Source organism: Microbulbifer celer (assembly GCF_020991125.1).
Classification (GTDB): domain Bacteria; phylum Pseudomonadota; class Gammaproteobacteria; order Pseudomonadales; family Cellvibrionaceae; genus Microbulbifer; species Microbulbifer celer.
Genome location: NZ_CP087715.1, coordinates 767282 through 788951, shown reverse-complemented (window position 1 = coordinate 788951; position 21670 = coordinate 767282). Strand labels below are relative to the sequence as shown.

Annotated in this window: 13 protein-coding genes; 8 read left to right on the top strand and 5 right to left on the bottom strand. The window is 57.5% G+C overall.

Annotated features, from left to right (window positions below; translation table 11 throughout):
• Positions 1-12 precede the first annotated feature (12 nt).
• Entirely contained in the window at positions 13-840 is an 828-nt protein-coding gene (gene trmJ / locus LPW13_RS03055) for a tRNA (cytosine(32)/uridine(32)-2'-O)-methyltransferase TrmJ (RefSeq protein ID WP_230437979.1), read from the bottom strand.
• A 144-nt stretch (positions 841-984) separates the two neighbouring features.
• Here trmJ and LPW13_RS03050 point away from each other — a divergent pair, with 144 nt between their 5' ends.
• Positions 985-1791, top strand: a complete 807-nt coding sequence (locus tag LPW13_RS03050) for an inositol monophosphatase family protein (RefSeq protein ID WP_230437978.1) — start codon at positions 985-987, stop codon at positions 1789-1791.
• A 54-nt stretch (positions 1792-1845) separates the two neighbouring features.
• On the opposite strand, the gene LPW13_RS03045 is transcribed toward LPW13_RS03050, so the two are convergent.
• Together LPW13_RS03045 and LPW13_RS03040 are read right to left on the bottom strand one after the other, a co-directional pair.
• Positions 1846-5322: an EAL domain-containing protein gene (locus tag LPW13_RS03045; protein ID WP_230437977.1), complete on the bottom strand. Its 3477-nt coding sequence runs from the start codon at positions 5320-5322 to the stop codon at positions 1846-1848.
• A gap of 4 nt (positions 5323-5326) precedes the next feature.
• Positions 5327-7390 (bottom strand): hybrid sensor histidine kinase/response regulator, encoded by a 2064-nt coding sequence (locus LPW13_RS03040; RefSeq protein WP_230437976.1) that lies wholly within the window; start codon positions 7388-7390, stop codon positions 5327-5329.
• Between the two features lie 625 nt (positions 7391-8015).
• Here LPW13_RS03040 and LPW13_RS03035 point away from each other — a divergent pair.
• The 4 genes from LPW13_RS03035 (at position 8016) to betA (ending at position 16194) form a co-directional block, all read left to right on the top strand.
• A complete protein-coding gene (locus tag LPW13_RS03035) occupies positions 8016-9176 on the top strand; it encodes an acyl-CoA desaturase (RefSeq protein ID WP_230437975.1) in 1161 nt (386 codons plus the stop codon).
• A gap of 187 nt (positions 9177-9363) precedes the next feature.
• Entirely contained in the window at positions 9364-12138 is a 2775-nt protein-coding gene (locus LPW13_RS03030; RefSeq protein ID WP_230437974.1) for a valine--tRNA ligase, read from the top strand.
• Positions 12139-12426: 288 nt separating this feature from the next.
• Positions 12427-14493 carry a choline BCCT transporter BetT gene (gene betT / locus LPW13_RS03025; RefSeq protein WP_230437973.1) on the top strand — a complete coding sequence of 689 codons (2067 nt, stop codon included), beginning with the start codon at positions 12427-12429 and terminating at the stop codon, positions 14491-14493.
• 6 nt (positions 14494-14499) lie between these two features.
• Entirely contained in the window at positions 14500-16194 is a 1695-nt protein-coding gene (gene betA, locus LPW13_RS03020; RefSeq protein ID WP_230437972.1) for a choline dehydrogenase, read from the top strand.
• 41 nt (positions 16195-16235) lie between these two features.
• Here the strand turns inward: betA and betB are convergent, their stop codons facing one another.
• Positions 16236-17699 carry a betaine-aldehyde dehydrogenase gene (betB, locus tag LPW13_RS03015; protein ID WP_230437971.1) on the bottom strand — a complete coding sequence of 488 codons (1464 nt, stop codon included), beginning with the start codon at positions 17697-17699 and terminating at the stop codon, positions 16236-16238.
• 54 nt (positions 17700-17753) lie between these two features.
• The gene (locus LPW13_RS03010) at positions 17754-18515 is read right to left on the bottom strand and encodes a TorF family putative porin (RefSeq protein WP_230437970.1); all 762 of its coding nucleotides are present in this window, start codon (positions 18513-18515) and stop codon (positions 17754-17756) included.
• Positions 18516-18671: 156 nt separating this feature from the next.
• On the opposite strand from LPW13_RS03010, the gene ndhC reads away from it, so the two are divergent.
• The 3 genes from ndhC (at position 18672) to nuoC (ending at position 21653) form a co-directional block, all read left to right on the top strand.
• The gene (gene ndhC / locus LPW13_RS03005; RefSeq protein WP_230437969.1) at positions 18672-19073 is read left to right on the top strand and encodes an NADH-quinone oxidoreductase subunit A; all 402 of its coding nucleotides are present in this window, start codon (positions 18672-18674) and stop codon (positions 19071-19073) included.
• 68 nt (positions 19074-19141) lie between these two features.
• Entirely contained in the window at positions 19142-19831 is a 690-nt protein-coding gene (locus tag LPW13_RS03000; RefSeq protein ID WP_329957924.1) for a NuoB/complex I 20 kDa subunit family protein, read from the top strand.
• Positions 19832-19838: 7 nt separating this feature from the next.
• Positions 19839-21653, top strand: a complete 1815-nt coding sequence (nuoC, locus tag LPW13_RS02995; protein ID WP_230437968.1) for an NADH-quinone oxidoreductase subunit C/D — start codon at positions 19839-19841, stop codon at positions 21651-21653.
• Positions 21654-21670 lie beyond the last annotated feature (17 nt).

The window sequence follows — 21670 nt, the reverse complement described above, 5'->3', positions numbered from 1 at the left end:
GACCGCTTCACTTTACTCTGGCCGCCCCTGGTCCGGGCGACCCTGACCACCGGTCCGGTGGATATGATTCTGAATTGCGGTGAGCATGCCCCGCAGGATACCGAGCTCCATATCATCCGGCCGCACCCGGCTGAACAGTCTCCGCAGCCGGGTCATGGTCTGGCGGGGGTTGTCGGGATCCAGGAACCCCAGCTCCCCCAATGCCAATTGCAGATGCTCGTAGTACATCTCCATATCGGAGGCTTTCGCCGGCGGGCGATCCCAGTCGGCATAACTGAGGGCCCGGCCCCGCTCGGCCTCCAGCGCCGCCATGCGGGCCTCATAGGCCAGCACCTGTACTGCCGTGGCCAGATTCAGGGAGCTGTACTCCGGGTTTGCGGGGATATGCACATGGAAATTGCAGGCCTGCAGTTCCTCATTGGTCAACCCGCGGTCCTCGCGGCCGAACACCAGCGCCACCGGATGGCTTTTGGCTTCGGCCACCGCGCGCTCGCCGCACTCCCGCGGCGTCAGCAGGGGCCAGGGGATACGGCGCTCGCGCGCGCTGGTAGCGACCACCAGGCCACAATCCGCCACCGCCTCTTCCAGCGTCTCTACCACTACCGCACTATCCAGCAGCTCTGCGGCACCGGCGGCGCGCCACACCGCATTGGCAGCGGGAAACTCTCGCGGTTGCACCAGATACAGCTGACTCAGCCCCATATTCTTCAGTGCCCGTGCGGCACCACCAATATTGCCGGGGTGCGCACTGTTCACCAGCACCACGCGGATATTGTCCAGCGCAGCGAGCGCGGAGGGGGAAGCAGACTGGGATACGGATTCGGAGGGGGAGGTTGCCATGAGGATTACCGGGTTAACGTGGCTACACTTGCCTGTTATAAAACGGGCGCGGAGTGTAGCAAAATTGCACTGGAATCCCTACAATCGCGACCGACCGGCTTGCCCGGCGCTGCTTTTTTAGAATCAACTGACCGCGGAATCGATATGGAACCCATGCTGAATATTGCCCTGCGCGCTGCGCGCAAGGCCGGTGAACTGATTGAACGCGCCTGGGAGCGCGGCGACCTGATGACCTTTGAAGAAAAAGGTCGCAATGATTTTGTCACCGAAGTAGACCGCGCCAGTGAGCAGGAGATCATCTATCACCTGCGCAAAGCCTACCCCAAACACAGTATCCGCGCCGAAGAAAGCGGCGTTCAGGAAGGTGCCGAGCCGGATTACGAGTGGATCATCGACCCGCTGGACGGCACCACCAACTTCATTCACGGCTGCCCCCACTTCGCCGTCTCCATTGCCTGTAAATACCGCGGCCAGATCGAGCACGCCGTGGTACTGGACCCGATCAAGCGCGAAGAATTCACCGCCAGTCGCGGCCGCGGTGCGGCCCTGAACGGCCGCCGTATCCGGGTTTCCAACCGCCAGGGCATGAAAGGCGCACTTATCGGCACCGGTATTCCGTTCAACGGTGAACCCCTGGACAATATCGACGGCTACCTGGCGATCATGAAAGACGTAGCGGGCCAGACCGCGGGTATCCGCCGCCCAGGAGCCGCAGCGCTGGACCTGGCCTATGTGGCCGCGGGACGTTTCGATGGGTTCTGGGAAATGTACCTGAACAGTTGGGATATCGCCGCGGGCACCCTGCTGGTCAAAGAGGCCGGCGGCCTGATCAGTGATTTCCGCGGCGGTCACGACTACCTGGACTCCGGCAACGTGGTCTGCGCCACCCCCAAGACTTTCAAGCCACTGTTGCAGATCGTGGGCAAGCACCTGGGGCATATTCGCCAGTAATACTTGTTCGCAATTAATACCTGGCAGACTTGGCGGCAAGGCTGCCAGGTCTACCTACTCCAGCTCCAGCCGCACCTCCGCTGCGTCGTTACCAGCCTCGCGCACTCGGCCCTCTTCCTGCTTCTGTCGATGAATTTCCTTCACGCTCTCAAGCACACTGGCAGCACGGCCGAGATTGCGCTGCAGCAACTCATCCAGGGCAATCGGACGACCGATATAGTACCCCTGCACCAGATCCACACCGATTGTCCGCAGCCGTTCCGCGGTCGCCGCGTCTTCCACAAACTCGGCAATGGTCTGGGCTCTCAGGCGATGGGCCACCTGGTTGATGGACTCGACAATCATCAGGTCCACAAAGTTTGACTCCACCTCACGCACAAAGCTGCCGTCAATCTTTACGTAATCAATGGCGAACTGCTTGAGATAGCCAAACGAGCTGAGACCATTGCCAAAATCATCCAAAGCAACCTTGCAGCCCATTGAGCGCAGATCAGAGACAAACTGACTCGCGCTTTCCATCTGGTTGATCATCGCTGTTTCGGTAATCTCTATTCCGAGATGCTCTGCGGGCAGGGTGGATTCTTTCAGTGAATCCACCAGCTCTTGCTGAAACGCTTTATCTCCCAGCGCATCCGCAGAGATATTCAGGGCAAAACTGAGACCGCTCGCCGCAATGCGCTCAGAGCGCCGCTCTAGAAGCTCTTTGGCCACCCAGCGATCCAACAACAACATCAAGCCATAGCGCTCCGCGGCAGGAATAAAAGCGCCGGGCATGATCATATTGCCCCGCTCATCCACCATGCGCACCAGTATCTCGTAATGGCTCACCTGCGCCAGGTTACCGGCTACGGCAATTGGCTGCGCATAAAGCCGCAGGCGGTTTTGCTCCAGTGCTTCGCGGATGGTGGAGGCCATATAGATTTCACGGTGCTGCGCCGCTGCCTCACTGCTGTCCACCTCATACAGCATTACCGCCCCGCGACCGGCGTGCTTGGCAGAGTAGCAGGCCACGTCCGCCTGACTCATGAGCTCTACCACACGATTATTGCGTCGGTGAATTTCGGTAAGGCCGACGCTGGCGCCCACATCAAACAGTCGGTTGTGCCAGGGGAATCGCAGGGCGCCGATCTTGCGCACAAGCTGCTCACACCGCAGTCGCGCCTGCTCTTTATCGCACTCCTTGAGCAGCAAACCGAATTCATCTCCGCCCAGCCGGGCAACACAGTCGGAAGGGCGCAGATGATCGCGTAATAATTTGGCAACGTTCTTCAGCAGTGCATCACCGGCCTGGTGACCGGCGCTGTCATTGATCACCTTGAAGCGGTCGAGATCGATGTACGCCAGCGCATGGACACCATCACTCCCTTTGACACTGTCCACCGCATTGTACAGTTCCCGCTTGAACGCATCCCGGTTGGGCAGATGTGTGAGGTCGTCATGATTGGCTTTATAGGTCAGCTGCTTGATCAGCTGGCGGGTCTCGGTAATATCCTGGAAAACCAGCACCGCACCCAACAGCTGTCCACCGGCGCTCTTGAGCGGCGAAGCAGAACATTTGACGTTGTAAGCCTCGCCAGTGCGACTGTGTAGCACCGTGTTATCTGCTGACTGCACTGCATTGCCGGACTCTATACACCCACTGACCGGACAGGTTAACGTGTCACCTTCCGCTCCGGGGGAAATATCTAAGATCTCACGGATGCCCTCTCCGCGCACATCCTGCAACCGGTATCCGGTCATATGCTCTGCAACCGGATTCATGAAAGTGATGCGCTGGCGGATATCCACAGAGATCACAGCATCGGTAATGGCGCTCAGCGTTACCTGAAGGTGTTCCTTTTCCTCCGCCAGCGAATTCGCCATCTGCTTGCTCTCGGTAATATCCTTCAGGATGCCGATAATGCGCTGCGGCGCCTCACCGTCATACTCCATCACCCGGGCAACCTCATGAATCCAACGGTAATCACCACTGTCGGTTCGCACTCGGTACTGACAGTCAATGGCCTCGCTTTCCCCCCGGAGATGGGCCCGCTGCGCCTTTTCTAAAGCGACACGGTCCTGCTCAAATATTTTCTGCAACCAGTCCGCTCGACTTGTCAGTGAATTCCGATCAATTTCTACGCCTTTACTCAACCATTCAGAAAAAAAGGTCTTGCCTGTACCAACATCCCAGTCAAAAACACCCTGCCCGGTGACGGCAAGGGAGAATTTCCAACGCTCTTCAGCCTGCGCCAACTGACGTGCACTGCGCTTACGCCAATCAATATCCTCCACCTGCACCACGGCATAGAGCGGCTCATTGCGTGAGCCACGCGCCAGATTACTGGACAGGTGCCCCCATACCAGAACACCGCCTTTACATCGAAACTGCCATTCGCCATCCAGCGTCTGCGTACCTTCAAAATCAATGAGACCGCGCTCGCCCACCAGCCGCGCCGCATCCCCGGGGCTCAGGACATCGCGTAAAGACTGCCCCCGCAACGCTGCGGACGGATAGCCGATAAAATGACAGAAACTTTCATTGGCCTGGACGATGCGGTTATCCAGCGACACCAGCAGCATACCGATGCGGGATGACTCCATGGCTGCACGGAAACTGCTTTCCACTTCTACAATGCGCTGATTGCGCCGACGTTCGATCGCAGCGCTCACTGCAACCACATAGCCAGGAATAATGGCGGCGTACAAAGGGAGCAACTTCAGCGGGCCATCAGGCTGTCTGACCGGAGGCCACACATCGACAGGAAGCAGGCCGTGTCCACTCACTGCCACCCACAGCAACCATACCGCGGCCAAAAAAATAACCAGTAGGGCCTGAGACAATTCCAGCCTGGATGCTGCCCAGATAAGCGGTAATGACACGAATACATATGGCTGTGGCAGAAAGGCCAGAATCAGAGAAATGGTGGACAGGGTAATCACGACGGCTACCGCCAGAGACCGGTATTGCCGCCAAGCCAATAGCGCCGACAGAGACTCTCTCTTCACCAGCTGCATCAACGGTAGAAATATACAAATACCGGCGACATCCGCCACATACCAGTTAATGAAAACCTGAGTAAACGGGGCGCGATCAAAAAATTCGGCGATACCGGCCCCTAGCGCAGCCCCGGCCACGGCCGGTACCAGGGCGCCCAAGAAGATAAATCGCACCCAGCGAGACATACTGCTGAAAAACTGCGTATCGGGGCAGAACACCAGCAGCAGGCACGCTGCCAACAAGGACTCAACCGCGCCGACAGCGGCATAAAGAAATGAGAAGACCAGCTCCAGGCCACTGATTGCCGCGGCCAGCGTATTACCGCCAATGGCGCCCACCAGTAGTACAGGCCAGCTACTGAGCGGGGAGCGATACAGGAAAGCAATGGTCACAGCCTCTGCAAACCAGATCGCGGCAACGTCATTGCTGTCTACGAGGGTACTTTTACAGAAACAGGCGAGCACAAAAGTACAGACCATCAGCAACAGTGCGGACTGTGCACCAGTATGCGAGCCCTGTGACGAAGACTGGAACCGGGCCAGTGCAGACATCAGACTAACTTCCTCTGTTTTCATTCCTGTTTTTTGCCGGTGCGGTCTTGTAACCACCGCATCCACTGCCGTCACTCCCTGCGGCACTCGCCCGACGCAATCCGGCGTGCAGGCACTCAGCCAAATCCCCCAGGTCATAATCTGTCAGCAACTGGACGGCCTGAGTCTCAATGTCCCGATCTCCGATAACCACCTGCGGAATTGCAGCGGTCGAAGCATCTCCCGCGAGGACCGCGGCAAAATCCGATGCGGAAATTCCGGCGATATCGCTGTCGTATATCACCATATCCGGTGTGCTTATGCGAGCGGCGAAGATTCCCTTCATGGCATCGGTAACAGACTGCACTTCAATTTGCGGGTACCGCGACAGCAGGGACTTGAGCCGCTCTGCGGCAGACTTTCGCGCACTGACATACAGCAATTTACAGGCCGGGAGGTTGCTTGCGTAATCCGGGCGCGCTGCCAGTTGCATGACCTCCTGTGGCGCGTCGATCATCAGGAATTCGATCCAGAATATAGACCCCTGCCCTTCTTCACTGTCGAATCCGATTCTGCCCCCCATGGCCTCCGTCAGCTGCCGGGCAATCGCCAAACCGACACCGGTTCCTTCAATCTGCCCTTTCTCGGCCCCCAGGCGATTGAACGGTTCAAATGCCTCCGCCTGTTTCTCTGCGGGAATGCCGCGCCCGGTGTCAAGAATCGACAACCGCAGCCACCCTTCCGCCTGGGGTGCAAAATTCACTACAACGCGCCCACCTTCGCGATTGTATTTGATCGCATTGCCCACCAGATTCAGCACCACCTGCTTGAAGCGCACCTGGTCGGCGAGGATATACGCCTGCTCCCACCCCAGGGGTTCAAAGATAAGATTGACCTTGCGGGTGCTGGCCAGGGGTTCCAGCAGCTGGTTGCAGTCGGCCACCAGTTCGGCAGGCCTTAGCGCCGAGATCGATGGCGCGAGATGATGGCTGTCAATCCGCGCCAGATCCATGACGTCTCCAATCAACTGCAACAGGTGCTGGCCGGCTTTGCGGATTTCGGTAAGGCGGTGACGCTGGTCCGGGTTGAGGCTGTGGTCCAACTCCACCAGCTGGGTGTAGCCCAGTATTGCGTTGAGGGGGGTTCGCAGCTCGTGGCTCAGGCTGGATAGCAGGCCTGCGCGATCTCCACTCTCCCGGCGCAACTGCTGTAGCTCCTCCTCCAGGCGCTGGGTGCGATTGCGTGTTTCGGTGATATCCTGCAGCGTACCCACCACCCGCAGGGGCTGGCCGGCGCTGTTGGTCTGCATGCTGCCGCGACAGCGCACCCAGACCAGGCTGCCCTCCACATGACGCACGCGAAATTCCACATCCAGGGGCAGGCGATCCCGTACATGATCGTCCATGGCCTGATCCAGCCGGGGAAAATCTTCTGGATGAATATGTCGCCTCCAGCGCCCCAGGGCAGCGCGAGCATCAACTTCCCGATTGGTCGAGGTATAGCCGAGTATTTTCCAGCAACTGCGATCAAGAACGATCTCGTCTACCCGCAGATCCCATTCCCACAGTCCATCACCAACGGCCTCCAGCGCCGCGTGAAAACGATCACCACCGAAAAAAGACTGGGATCTGGGTAACTGGGATTCACTGTAATCGACACAGCCACCAACAAAGAAACGCCGCCCCCGCGCATCCCGGTGGGCGCGCGCCCACAGTCGCAACCAAATAGGCTGGCGGTCACGGGTGTAGGCGCGAATGGAGAGATCGAGAAAACTGCCCTGTAGACGCAGGCGGTCGCGCAAGGTCAACAGGCCGTCTCGCTCGTCGGGGTGCACCAGGTTGAGATCTCCGGTCCAGATACCGGACAACGCCTGTTCAGGTTCACCGTGAATACGCTGCCAGATATCCCCCGCGGCCCGCTGAGCACCGGTGTCAGGGTGCCACTCCCACAAACCGCGGTGCGGCCCCGACAACAGGCCGTGAAGATACCCAACCTGATGCTGTAAGAGCTCGGGCGAGAGTGCGTCCAGCTCATCGGGCATGGCCAGATGGAGGTCGGCTACAGAATGAGGGGGATCGGAATGGGACACCGCGTCGACGACCTGCTACGGAATTCTTGAATTGTTTTCCCGTAGTGAATCACTTATCAGCAGATAAAAAAAGGCCCCGCAATGCGGGGCCCAAAATAGCGATGATGAGAGAAAACGGGAAGTCACGCATTATTAACATTTGCCATAACCCGTGATGGTTTCCCGGAGCGCGGGCCAATTGGCCCACGCTAAATATGTAGCAACCGCCGTGCCAACTTTGAAAATCTCAATGAAATAATGCATTCTGATCAATATTCACACAGATCCATGCTGCCCACAGTGAGAGCGACCTACTAAGGAATAATACATGTCAGCAAAATGACAACGCTTGCCCCAGAGATGAACGCAAAAATTCACTCCCGCACCAAAATAATGCACCAAGCATGCTTAACGGACGAAACTGACTAAACATGATCAACTTGAGATCCGTGTCCTTAATTGCGGATGCCTGCCAGTCCCTTCTGAGGTAGGATTCCGGGTTTGGTCCGCAATGGAAACTTGCGGAAAACAGACTGTTAAGTCATCTCCCGGGCGCGCCGGATAATGACTGATACTATTATCCAGGTAGATGACAGGCAGGCGAGTGCCACAGCGCCCGAATCAGATTCCAACAAGGTTGTAACGTATGAAAGCTGTCCCCGAACACACGCCGCAGGAGGCGCCCCGCATCTGGCTGACGACGATCCTCTTCGCCAGTACTGCGCTCGCGGCCATCGTCCTGGTCCCCCTCTACGGCATCATGGTGGGCTTCCACTGGTATCAGTGGTTGGCCTTCGCTGTACTCGGCGCATTTTGCGGCGTCTCTATTACCGCGGGCTACCACCGCCTGTGGTCTCACCGCACCTATGAAGCCCACTGGTCCCTGCGCCTGTTCTATGCCCTGTTTGGTGCCGCCGCGCTTCAGAACAGTGCACTGATCTGGTGTTCCGGCCATCGCCGCCACCACCGTCACTGCGATGACAATGATCACGACCCCTATTCCGCCAAGCGTGGCTTCTGGTTCTCCCATATCGGTTGGATGCTGCGGGAATACCCCAGCGGCGAAGTCGATTTCGACAACGCCAAAGACCTGCAGCGCGACAAAATCGTGATGTGGCAGCACAACCACTATGTGCCCATTACCGTGGCCATGAACATCGGCGTTCCGCTGGTGCTCGGTCTGCTGACCGGTGACGTGATCGGTATGATGCTCCTGGCTGGCGTGTTGCGTATCGTGGTGAACCACCACACCACTTTCTTTATCAATTCCCTCGCCCACATCTGGGGCCGCCGCCCGTACACCGATGAAAATACCGCGCGGGACAACGGCCTGCTGGCGTTTTTCACCTTCGGCGAGGGCTACCACAACTATCACCATATCTTTCAGACCGACTACCGCAACGGCATCCGCTGGTACCAGTGGGATCCCACCAAGTGGCTGATCAAGACTTCCAGCTGGCTGGGCCTGGCACGCAACCTCAAAACCGTGCCGGATATGCGCATCCAGCGCGCAATGCTGGCGATGCAGTTCAAGCGCGCGGAGCAAAAGCTGGCCAACTCCCAGCACAAGGAAAGCTGGCGCGAACTGTTGGAGCGCGAAGCACACGATTTCTCTGCCTCGCTGGCGGAATGGAAAGAGCTGCAGCAAAAGCGCTATCTGAACGCCCGCGAGCAACTGGTCAGCAAATGGGAAAACGCCGCCATCCGCACCCGCGTCAAAGAGCTGGAATACAGCCTCAAAATGCAGCGCAAGCGCCTGCAGATCATGATGGAGCAATTCCACATGGCGCCTGCTGCCGCCGTCTGACTTCCTTCCCCTATCGCCACAGTGGTTTTTAATACCCACTGTGGCGAGCCTTCTGAACACCCCCTCCCACCAAGCGTTTTGCCCCACACTCCCCCAGCGGTATAATTCCGCCCCTTTTCTTATTCATTGCCCCCGGACACACAGTGACCGGGCGGCCAGGCCAGACCAACAAGGCATTCCCCCGCGCATGGACAAGACATACCAGCCCAACGCCATCGAACAACAGTGGTACAAAACCTGGGAAGAGAGCGGCTACTTCAAGCCCTCCGGCGACACCCAGGCCGATCCCTACAGCATCATGATCCCGCCGCCCAACGTCACCGGCAGCCTGCACATGGGCCACGGCTTCCAGGAATCCATCATGGACGCCCTGATCCGCTACCACCGCATGAAAGGCGACAACACCCTGTGGCAGGTCGGTACCGACCACGCCGGTATCGCCACCCAGATGGTCGTCGAGCGCCTGCTGAGTGCCGAAGGTAAATCCCGCCACGAACTGGGCCGCGACAAGTTCATCGAGAAAGTGTGGGAATGGAAGGAAGAATCCGGCGGTAACATCACCCGCCAGCTGCGCCGTCTCGGCGCCAGCCCGGACTGGTCCCGCGAGCGCTTCACCATGGACGACGGTTTCTACAAAGCCGTGCAGGAAGTCTTTATCCGCCTGTATGAAGACGACCTGATCTACCGCGGTAAGCGCCTGGTGAACTGGGACCCGAAACTACACACCGCGATTTCCGACCTGGAAGTACTGAACGAGGAAGAACAGGGACACCTGTGGCACTTCCGCTATCCGCTGTCCGACGGCTCCGGCCACCTCGTGGTCGCCACCACCCGCCCGGAAACCATGCTCGGGGATACCGCCGTGGCGGTGCACCCGGAAGACGAGCGCTACAAAGATCTGATCGGCAAAACCATCAAGCTGCCGCTGGCGGACCGCGAAATCCCGATCATCGCCGACGACTATGTCGATCTCGAGTTCGGTACCGGCTGCGTGAAGATCACCCCGGCCCACGATTTCAACGACTACGAAATGGGTCAGCGCCACGATCTGGAGATGATCAACATTCTGGATCAGGACGCCAACCTGAACGACAACGTGCCGGAGAAATACCGCGGTATGGAGCGCTTCGCCGCGCGCCAGCAGGTTGTGGACGATCTCGAAGCGCTGGGTCTGCTGGAAAAAATCGAACCGCACACCCTGAAAGTCCCCCGCGGCGACCGCTCCGGTGTCGTTATCGAGCCGTGGCTTACCGACCAGTGGTACGTGAAAACCCAGCCACTGGCCGAAGAAGCCATCAAGGTGGTAGAAGATGGCCAGGTCAATTTCGTGCCGAAAAACTACGAGAACATGTACTTCTCCTGGATGCGCGATATCCAAGACTGGTGTATTTCCCGTCAGCTGTGGTGGGGCCACCGCATTCCGGCGTGGTACGACAACGACGGCAACGTCTACGTCGGCCGCAGTGAAGAAGAGGTCCGCGACAAGCACAACCTCGGCAATATCGAGCTGAAACAGGACGACGATGTACTCGACACCTGGTTCTCCTCCGGCCTGTGGACCTTCGGCACCCTGGGCTGGCCAGAAGAAACCCCGGAACTGGCGACATTCCACCCCACCAGCGTGCTGGTCACCGGTTTCGACATTATCTTCTTCTGGGTCGCACGCATGATGATGCTGACCCTGTACTTCAAGAAGGAAGTGCCGTTCGAGACGGTCTACGTGCACGGCCTGGTGCGCGACAGCCACGGGCAGAAAATGTCCAAATCCAAGGGCAATGTGCTCGACCCCATCGACCTGATCGACGGGATCGACCTCGAGAGCCTGGTCGAAAAACGTACCTCCGGCATGATGGTGCCGCACCTGCGCGAAAAAATTGAGAAGCAGACCCGCAAGGAATTCCCGGAGGGTCTCGCGTCTTACGGCACCGATGCGCTGCGTTACACCTACTATTCGCTGGCCTCCACCGGCCGTGATATCAAGTTCGACGTGGGTCGTATCGAAGGCTTCCGTAATTTCTGCAACAAGATCTGGAACGCCTCCCGTTATGTGCTGCAGAACTGTGAAGGCCACGACTGCGGTCAGGACGGCAGTGACGACTTCGAACTCTCCATTGCCGATCGCTGGATCATTTCCCTGCTGCAACGCACCGAACTGACCGTGAAGCAAGCCATCGACAGCTACCGCTTCGACCTCGCCTCCCAGGCCCTGTACGATTTTATCTGGGGCGAGTACTGCAGCTGGTACCTGGAACTGTCCAAGCCGGTACTGTGGGACGACAACGCTTCTGCCGCAGTGAAAAAAGGTACCCGCCGCACCCTGATCCGTGTGCTGGAAACCATCCTGCGCCTGCTGCACCCGCTGATGCCTTATATCACCGAAGAGATCTGGCAGCGCGTGCACGATCTTGCGGGCAAGGCCGGCGATACCATCATGCTGCAGCCGTACCCGGAAGCCGACCAAAACCGCATCGACGAAAATGCCGAGGCGGCCATTGCCTGGCTGAAGGGGGTGATTGAGGGCGCGCGTAATATTCGTGGTGAGATGAATATCTCCCCGGCGAAGAAGATTCCGCTGATCCTGCGCAATGGTTCCGAGCAGGACGAAAACCTGCTGAACCAGACCCGCAGCTTATTGACCAAGCTGGCGAGCCTGGAGTCCATCGACTGGCTGGAAAAAGGCGCCGAGGCGCCGGCTTCATCCACTGCACTGGTTGGGGATCTGGAACTGCTGGTGCCGATGGCTGGCCTGATTGACGTTGCCGCGGAGAGCACACGCCTGCAAAAAGAAATCGACAAATTGGGTAAAGAGCTGCAACGCGTCGAGGGCAAGCTCAACAACCCGAAGTTTGTCGACAAGGCGCCCGAAGCCGTGGTCAACAAGGAGAAGGACAAGCTGGCCGATATGCAAAGTGCCCGCGGCCGACTTCAGCAGCAACTGGACGAAATCAGTCAGCTGAAGTAATCGGTTAGCTTGTCAGGGTCGGATAGCGGGATCTTCCCGCTATCCGTTTTGGCCAGCTGACTTCTGTTCCACAGCTCTTTCTCACTTCCACTTTTTACGCCCTCCTTTTACTCCATCGCCCACATCTGATTACGCCAGGCTTTCCCGGGTTACCTTTCCCCGGCTAGTTCCCCCCATTTCAAAGCGTCCGGGCGCGCCCTTCCTCTCAATACGTATTCGCCTTGATTCCATAGACTATCCTGAGGACAGCCCTCTTTCCGCAGCCACTCAGAACAACGGGCAAAGTCTATGCACAACGCGAAATCATCAGAAGATACGTCAAAGGCCACTGCCGAAGAAGCCAAGCTTAAACCGCTGGTGTTTTACAGCTCTGTCATCGGGATAACCCTGTTTTCTCTGTGGGCCATGTTCTTCACCGAACAAGCCGGCACTGTCATTTACGGCGTGCTCGGGTGGATATCCGGGAGCTTCGGCTGGTTCTACTTTCTGGCGGTCGTAGCCTTCCTGGTGTTTGTAATCGTCATTGCCGTTTCCAAATACGGTGATATCAAGCTCGGACCTGATCATGCAGAACCGGAATTCAATATAGTGACCTGGGCCGCGATGCTGTTTGCTGCAGGCATCGGCATCGATTTAATTTTTTACTGTATCGTCGAGCCGCTGACCCAGTTCATGACACCGCCAACTGGTGAAGGCGGTACCGTGGAGGCCGCCCGTCGGGCAATGGCCCTGACCTTCCTGCACTGGGGGCTGTCGGGATGGGGCATTTATACCCTGGTGGGGATGGCGCTCGCTTTCTTCAGCTACCGCCACGGCCTGCCGCTGACCATCCGCTCCGCACTGTACCCATTGTTTGGTAAGCGGATCTATGGCCCCATCGGCAATACCGTGGATATTGCCGCGGTGCTGGGCACTGTGTTTGGTGTTGCTACCAGCCTGGGCATCGGCATCATTCAGCTCAACTTCGGGCTGAATTATATGTTCGGTATACCGGAAGGAACGGCAACCCAGGCGGTACTGGCAGTATTAATTGTGGTCTTCGCGGCGGTGTCCGCGGCTACCGGCGTCGAGCGGGGAATTCGACGGCTTTCCGAGTTCAATATGCTGCTCGCCATCGCCCTGATGCTGTTTGTCCTTTTCAGCGGTAAAACCCGCTTTCTGCTGGACGCCTTTGTCACCAACCTCGGGGATTATATCCAGCACTTTGTCGAGCTATCGTTTAACACCTTTGCCTTTGACCCGCCACAGGACTGGCTCAACGCCTGGACCATCTTCTTCTGGGCGTGGTGGATCGCCTGGGGTCCATTTGTGGGGCTATTTCTGGCGCGTATCTCCCGCGGTCGAACCATCCGCGCCTTTGTCGCCGGCACACTGATACTGCCATTTGTATTCATGGCAGCGTGGATGGCCATTATGGGTAATGCCGCCATCGACATGGTGCTTGGTGGAGCGGTGGAGTTCGGCGAAAAAGCAACAGGAAACCCTGGTTCAGCCATATACCTGTTCCTGGAGGAGATGCCATGGACCACCCTGAGCACTATCGCGGTGACCATCCTCTCTATCGTATTTTTCGTCACCTCGGGGGACTCAGGTTCACTGGTGTTATCCAACCTCACTTGCAGGCTGGAGAACCCCAACCATGATGCGCCCCCATGGATGCGCATTCTGTGGGCTGCCATTATCGGCATTGTCACCCTCGCGCTGCTGATGACAGACGGCCTGGCAGCGTTGCAAAGCGCAGTAGTGATCATGGGCCTCCCTTTCGCGTTCGTGCTGATACTGATGATGCTCGGCCTGTCGAAGGCCTTGCGTATGGAAGGTCTCAAAACCGCAAGCATGCAGGACTCACTGTCCGGCCATCTGTCGGGACGCACTACGTCACGGGAAGGACACAGCAACTGGAGCCAACGGCTTTCCCGCGCAATCAGTTTTCCCACTTTGAAACAGGTGGAACAATTCATCGAACGCACCGCACACCCCGCCCTTGAAGCCGTAAAAGAGGAGCTGTCGGAAAAATCGTATCCAGTCACCCTGTCTGAAGGCAAGGGGGACGACCTGCACCTGAAACTCTACGTGGAGCTCGGTGAAGAAGTCGATTTCACTTATGAGATCTGGCCGCGTCAATGTTCCATGCCGGCCTTTACACTCAGGGCGGAGAAGCCGCGGTCCAGCTATTATCGTCTGGAGCCGCACCTGCGCGAGGGTGGGCTGACCTACGATCTGATGGGATATACCCGTGAACAGTTGATCGGGGATGTCGTCGATCACTTCGAAGCGCACCTCCAATATCTGCACATGCGACGTGAACTCAGCAGCCGTACACCCGGGGAGGAAGGCGAGCCAGGTCCCGCCTGATTATTTATGAATCAAGATAACTTCGACCAGACCTTTGACTACATCGTGGTAGGCGCCGGCTCCGCCGGTGCCATTGTCGCCAGTCGCCTCTCCGAAGATCGCGACACCAGGGTGCTGCTGCTGGAGTACGGCGGCAAGGACAACTCCATATTCATACGCATGCCCACCGCGTTGTCGATTCCGCTCAATATGCCCAAGTACGATTGGGAGTTTTACACCGAGCCAGAGCCGGGACTGAAGGGACGCCGTATCCACCAAGCGCGCGGTAAGGTGATCGGCGGATCATCCTCTATCAATGGCATGGCGTTCGTGCGCGGTTGTAAAGGGGACTATGAAGAGTGGGCAAAAATGGGCGCGACTGGTTGGGCCTACGCCGACGTATTGCCATACTTCAAACGTTCGGAAACCTGTGTTTACGGCGAGGATGCCTACCGCGGTGGCGACGGTCCGATAACCGCATGCAACGGTAACAATATGCAGAACCCGCTTTACCGCGCTTTTATTGAAGCGGGTAAGCAGGCAGGGTACGGCTTCACCGAAGACTACAATGGTTATCGCCAGGAGGGGTTTGGACGCATGGATATGTCCGTGCGTGACGGCGTCCGCTGCTCAACCGCCCTGGCCTATCTCAAGCCCGCGTTAGGTCGCAGTAATCTCGAGCTTAAAATGCACGCTCTCACCACCCGCGTGGTCATGGAAGGCAAAAGGGCGGTGGGTGTCGAGTACGAGCAGCACGGGAAAAAATTCCGTGCACGGGCAACACGCGAGGTCATTCTCTCCGCCAGCGCTTTCAACTCACCGAAGCTGCTGATGCTGTCCGGTATTGGCCCCTCAGCACATCTCAAAGAACACGGTATCGACGTGGTGCATGATCTGCCGGGCGTTGGCCAGAATCTGCACGACCACCTGGAAGTGTGGGTACAGCAGGAGTGTACTCAGGATATCACCTTGAACGGCGTGCTCGGTCCCCTTTCCAAGGCCTGGATCGGCCTCCAGTGGTTGCTGTTCAAACGCGGCCTTGGCGCTTCCAATCATTTCGAATCCAACGGCTATATCCGCAGTCGCGCGGGTCTCGAGTGGCCCGATATCCAGTATCACTTTCTCGCCGGTGCGATTGCTTACGACGGTTCCAGTGCCGTCAAAGGCCACGGGTTTCAGGCGCATCTGGGATGTAACAAACCACTCAGTCGCGGCTGGGTAAAGCTGAAGTCCACCGATCCGCGACAGCAGCCCGAGATGTTTTTCAATTATCTGGACCGGGAAGAGGACAAACAGGCCTTCCGCGCCGGCTTGCAGTTCACCCGGGAAATATTCGCCCAAGCGGCCATGGACCCATACCGGGGCCGTGAAATTGAACCCGGCAAGGATGTCCAGAGCAACGACGAGATAGACAACTGGGTAGCGGAGACCGCAGAGACCGCCTATCACCCTGCCGGTAGCTGTCGTATGGGAACGGATGGGATGGCCGTGGTGGATCCAGAGTGTCGGGTACACGGCGTGGAGAACCTGCGCGTAGTCGATTCTTCCATCATGCCGACCGTCACCAATGGCAACCTGAATGCACCGACAATCATGATCGGGGAAAAGGGGGCCGACCATATTCGCGGCAAAGGCATGCTGAAGCCTTCCGATGCCGACAGCGCTACTGCCGATAACTGGCAACACAGCCAGCGTGAGCACCCCCCGGAAAGATCCCGGTAAAATAATCCGGGGAAAACCAGCAGAACAATCAATATAACTGATCAGTAAGGTGCGTCGACATCGCCCTCTGCGACATACACGGTTTTAAGCCGGGTGTAGTGCTCAAACGCCCGGCGGCTGTTTTCTTTGCCGATGCCCGATTGTTTGAAGCCGCCAAACGGCATTTCTACCGGGGTCAGGTTGTATTGATTAATCCAGACAATACCCGCATCCATTTTTTCTGCAACACGGTGGGCGCGCTGGATATCTTTGGTAAACACCCCTCCGGCGAGACCGAACTCACTGGCATTGGCCCGCTCCAGAACTTCCTGCTCACTGGAGAATGCAAGTAGGGACAGCACCGGACCAAAAATCTCCTCGCGTACGATGGTCATTGTGTCATCAAGGTTATCGAAAATCGTCGGCTCGACAAAATTTCCATTCTCCAATCCGGGATTGGTGGCACGTCCACCGCCGGTCAGTACCTTACCGCCTTCCTGCTTGCCTTTATCGATGTAGCCAAGTACACCGGCCATATGATCGGCACTCACCATAGGGCCTACATCGGTATCGGGGCTCAGAGGATCGCCCAATTTCAGCTTTTGTGTGCGGGCTACGAGCTTTTGCACAAAAGCCTCGCGAATCGACTCGTGCACAAATACACGCGTGCTGTTGGTACAAATCTGTCCCTGGGTGTAGAAGTTGCCCAGCATCGCGGCACTCACCGCGTTATCCAGATCTGCATCGTCAAAGATAATCAGCGGTGACTTGCCTCCCAGCTCCAGGGTGACGCTCTTCAGGGAATCCGCCGCGGCGCGCATCACCGCCTTGCCGGTACCCACTTCTCCGGTGAGCGATATCTTCGCAATCCCCGGATGGGCCGTGAGCATCTTCCCGGTATCCGCCATACCCTGGATTACATTGAATACACCGTCTGGCAATCCCGCCTGTTGGTACAGCTCCGCGAGTTTCAGGGCCGTCAACGGGGTCAACTCCGCAGGTTTGAACAACATCGCATTCCCCGCCGCCAGCGCCGGCGCCGATTTCCAGGCCGCAATCTGAATGGGATAGTTCCACGCACCGATGCCAGCGCAGATCCCTACCGGTTCCGGCCGGGTATAGAAAAAGCCGCCGGGAACAGATTGATATTCGCCGTGAAGGGAAGCTGCCTGGCCACCAAAAAACTCCAGGCAGTCGGCTGCGGAGCCCACATCGGCCTCAGGGGTTTCCGCAATGGGCTTGCCGCCGTCCAGGGACTCCAGGCGCGCAAGCGCATCGCAGTGCTCCCGCAACAACTGGGCGGTTTTGACCAGGACCCGCCCGCGTTCCGCACCGCTCATTGCGGCCCACTCTGCCTGTCCCTTGCTGGCGGACGCCACCGCCTTATCGACATCCGACTGTCCCGCTTCCGCGACACGGCAGATCTTCTCCCCGGTTGCCGGGTTGAAGGTATCAAAATACTGACCTTGATCAGGCGCAACATAGGTGCCGTGGATCCAAAGCAGTTGATCATCCATATCAGCCATCACTTTCTCCAAGCTACTTAAAGCGTTGATGTTCTCTGGAAAACGTATGGATCACTAGAAACTGCGCGTCACACCAAATACCACTTCACCATCCGCCAGGTTCGGGTTCGCCAGAAAAGGATCTATGCCATCGGTATCATACCAACGCAACCCGAGGTTCCAATCGTCTATCGTGTAATCCACACCAATGTCCCAATAGGTGAATTCCAGGTTGTCGTAGCCGGAACCAAAGGTCTGCTCGCCCACGCGCAATGAGGGAGTCAATCCCGGACATACCTCATAGCCAAAGGTGACTTCATACGCGAGCGCTGAAACGCCATCCAGAAAGTCTTTACCAAAGTAATTGTGGGTCCACCAGACACTCGGGCTGGCCGAGAATTTTCCTTTGGAATAATTCAGGTAGGTGTATACCTCTCCGTAATCCAGGCTGGATTTCGATCCGGGGTAGTTATAGCTCCAATAGCCGATATCAAAATTGAAGTCGCTCTCACCAATATCCCGAGTGAACCCCACATAGGGATCAATCTCCATGCTGTTGCCGACGCCACCAAAATCGGTATTAGATGCCCACAGCCCCGCGTAAAGGCCACTTTCGTGAGACCAGTTGAAATCCCCTTGTACCGCAGGCCGAAGATTGGAGTTTGAAATACTGCGGAACATGTAATCACTGGCAATCAGAAGACTGCCTCCGAAAGTCCCGAATCCGTCACTTTTCTCTTCTTCCTGTGCGGTAACCTGGCAGGCCACCCCCAATACTGAAAGGAAGAAAAACAGCGTTTGCAGCGAAATAATTCTGTGACGCCTGTAAGCTTCCATGCTTATTCACCTTGTAATCAGACTTTTATGCACCTCAACTGTAGGAGATGTTGGCCACAGTTCAAGCGCCCCTGACGAAGTGACAGGCAAGCACGCATCACCGCAGGGTTCACCAGGCACTACACTGTCCGAAACATCTGTGTGATCTGAAGCTCAATGCCACTACTGAGTACTGCGGACTTTTGGCCCCTTCTTGTCTACGCCCTGGCGGTGATCGGACTGATCACCCTGATGCTGGGTCTTTCCCACGCACTCGGCGCAAAACGCAACGATCACGCCACTCACGAACCTTACGAGTCCGGCATTGTTCCCACTGGCAATGCCCATATCCGGATTTCAGTGGGCTACTACCTCGTCGCCATTCTTTTCATCATTTTCGACCTGGAAGCGGTGTATTTATTCGCTTGGGCTATCTCCGTGCGCGAAGCCGGTTTGCCGGGGCTCATTGAGGCGTCTATTTTTATTGGCGTACTCCTCGTAGGGCTCGTTTACGTGGGGCGCCTCGGTGCACTCGACTGGGGACCGCGACCACAGAAAAACCTGCGAGAACGACAGTGATAAAACCAGCGATCAAACTCACTCTCTGCTGTACCTGAAGACAGGTACAGCCAACGCGAATACTCACCATGCGATGGCAGCTCACCCGCGCCGGCTATAAGCCGGATGGCGACAACCTGATTTCAAGCGATGCCCCCAGTGACACTCTTAGTAGCGCCAGCACCTTCGAAGAAGAGCTACAAAAGAATGTACTGCTCACCAAACTCGAAGATCTCATGGCGTGGGGGCGGGCAAACTCCCTGTGGCCATTCAACTTCGGCCTTTCCTGCTGCTATGTAGAAATGGCCACCGCGTTTACCAGCCGTCACGATCTGGCGCGTTTCGGCTCGGAAGTGATCCGCGCGACACCGCGCCAGGCGGATCTGATTGTGATTTCGGGCACGGTATTTATCAAAATGGCGCCGGTAATTCAGCGGCTCTACGAACAGATGGTGGAACCCCGCTGGGTCATTTCCATGGGCTCCTGCGCCAATTCCGGTGGCATGTACGATATCTACAGTGTGGTGCAGGGCGTGGACCGCTTTCTGCCGGTGGATGTGTATGTACCCGGCTGCCCACCACGGCCAGAGGCGCTGATGCAGGGACTGACACTGTTACAGGATTCCATCGCCAGCGAACGACGCTCACTAAGCTGGCTGGTGAGTGAGAATGGGGTGGAGAGAATTCCACGCAATACCCTGGGCAAACCCAGTCAGCGCGATCTGCACCGCGAGCAGCGTATGCGCGCAGACAAACTCCGCTCACCGGACGACGTGTGAGGTCACTGTGATCGGGGTAAAAGCGGAAAACCGAATTCAGCCGAACGCCTATCGCGCCGCGGCGGAAAGCTTTGTCAGAGATCTGGCGCAACAGGCGGGTGTGCGGCCGGATCTACACTACTGGCTGCAACCGGATACCCCGGATCTGCCAACCCTGTGGATAGGCAAACACCAGCTGCTGCCGTTCCTGCGCTGGCTGAAGTGTGACATCTCCCAGCCCTTCCCCACGCTCTACGATCTCACCGCCATCGACGAGCGTATGCGGCTATATCGCGGTGAGCGGGAAGCGGCACAGCCGGAGAGCGATTTCACCGTCGTTTACCATCTGCTGTCTTTTGAGCGGGACCTGTTTATCCGGGTCAAGGTGCCACTTTCTCAGGACAACCTGAACCTGCCATCGATTACCCCGGTATGGCGCGCGGCGAATTGGTATGAACGCGAAGCCTGGGACCTGTTTGGTATCGACTTTATCGGCCACCCCCATCTCACCCGCATCATGATGCCCCAGAGCTGGGAGGGGCATCCGCTGCGCAAAGATCACCACGCCCGCGCCACAGAAGTGGACCCTTTCACCCTCTCCCCGCATAAACAACAGGTGGAGCAGGAGGCGCTGCGCTTCAAGCCGGAAGACTGGGGCATGGCCCGCGCCGGCGAGACCTCTGAGTATCTGTTCCTGAACCTGGGCCCCAACCACCCCAGTGTGCACGGCGTATTCCGCGTGGCATTGCAGTTGGACGGCGAGCGCATCGTGGATGCGGTGCCGGATATCGGCTACCACCATCGCGGCGCGGAAAAAATGGCCGAGCGCCAGGCCTGGCACAGTTACCTTCCTTACACGGACCGGGTGGATTATCTCGGCGGGGTGATGAACAACCTGCCCTATGTGTTGACACTGGAACAGCTGGCGGGCATTGCGGTGCCGGAACGGGCGCAGACCATCCGCGTCATGCTGTGCGAATTTTTCCGTATCGCCAGCCATCTGGTTTTCTATGGCACTTTTGCCCAGGACCTGGGGCAGATGTCGCCGGTGTTTTACATGTTCGAAGACCGGGAAAAGCTGTTCGGCGTGATCGAGGCGATTACCGGCGGACGTATGCATCCCTCCTGGTTTCGTATCGGCGGCGTGGCCCAGGATCTACCCAACGGCTGGGATCGGCTGGTGCGGGATTTTATCGACTACTTGCCCGCACGCCTGAAGGAATACGACGGCATGGTGGTGCGCAATGCCATTGTCAAAAATCGCTGTCGCGGCATCGGTGTATACAGTACCGAGCAGGCCATGGAGTGGGGAGCTACCGGCCCCGGTCTCCGGGCCACGGGGTTCGAATGGGATCTGCGCAAACAGCGTCCCTACAGTGGCTATGACAACTTCGAGTTCGACATTCCCACCTTCGATGGCGGCGACAGTTACGACCGCTGCCGGGTGCGGGTGGAGGAGATGCATCAGAGCCTGCGCATCATTCGCCAGTGCCTGGACAATATGCCCACCGGTGAATACAAGTCCGATCACCCGTTGACCACTCCGCCGCGCAAGCCGCGCACCATGGAAGATATCGAGACTCTGATCCAGCACTTTCTCAACAACAGCTGGGGGCCGGTCATGCCTGCGGGGGAAGCCTGCGTACCGGTGGAGGCCACCAAAGGCCTGAACAGCTACCAGATCATCAGTGACGGCAATACCAACGCTTACCGTAACCGCATCCGCACCCCGTCTTTTCCACATCTGCAGATGATCCCGCAACTGTGTCGCAACCTGAGCGTTTCCGATCTGATCGCCATCATTGCCAGTATCGATTTCGTGATGGCCGATGTGGATCGCTGAAAGAGGCAGACGAAGAC

Bases quoted from the DNA above. Each gene is read 5' to 3' on its own strand.
- betB (WP_230437971.1), bottom strand. From the start codon at position 17,699: ATGGCTGATATGGATGATCAACTGCTTTGGATCCACGGCACCTATGTT.
- trmJ (WP_230437979.1), bottom strand. From the start codon at position 840: ATGGCAACCTCCCCCTCCGAATCCGTATCCCAGTCTGCTTCCCCCTCC.
- LPW13_RS03050 (WP_230437978.1), top strand. From the start codon at position 985: ATGGAACCCATGCTGAATATTGCCCTGCGCGCTGCGCGCAAGGCCGGT.
- LPW13_RS03045 (WP_230437977.1), bottom strand. From the start codon at position 5,322: ATGTCTGCACTGGCCCGGTTCCAGTCTTCGTCACAGGGCTCGCATACT.
- ndhC (WP_230437969.1), top strand. From the start codon at position 18,672: ATGCCACTACTGAGTACTGCGGACTTTTGGCCCCTTCTTGTCTACGCC.
- LPW13_RS03035 (WP_230437975.1), top strand. From the start codon at position 8,016: ATGAAAGCTGTCCCCGAACACACGCCGCAGGAGGCGCCCCGCATCTGG.
- LPW13_RS03030 (WP_230437974.1), top strand. From the start codon at position 9,364: ATGGACAAGACATACCAGCCCAACGCCATCGAACAACAGTGGTACAAA.
- LPW13_RS03000 (WP_329957924.1), top strand. From the start codon at position 19,142: ATGCGATGGCAGCTCACCCGCGCCGGCTATAAGCCGGATGGCGACAAC.
- LPW13_RS03010 (WP_230437970.1), bottom strand. From the start codon at position 18,515: ATGGAAGCTTACAGGCGTCACAGAATTATTTCGCTGCAAACGCTGTTT.
- betA (WP_230437972.1), top strand. From the start codon at position 14,500: ATGAATCAAGATAACTTCGACCAGACCTTTGACTACATCGTGGTAGGC.
- betT (WP_230437973.1), top strand. From the start codon at position 12,427: ATGCACAACGCGAAATCATCAGAAGATACGTCAAAGGCCACTGCCGAA.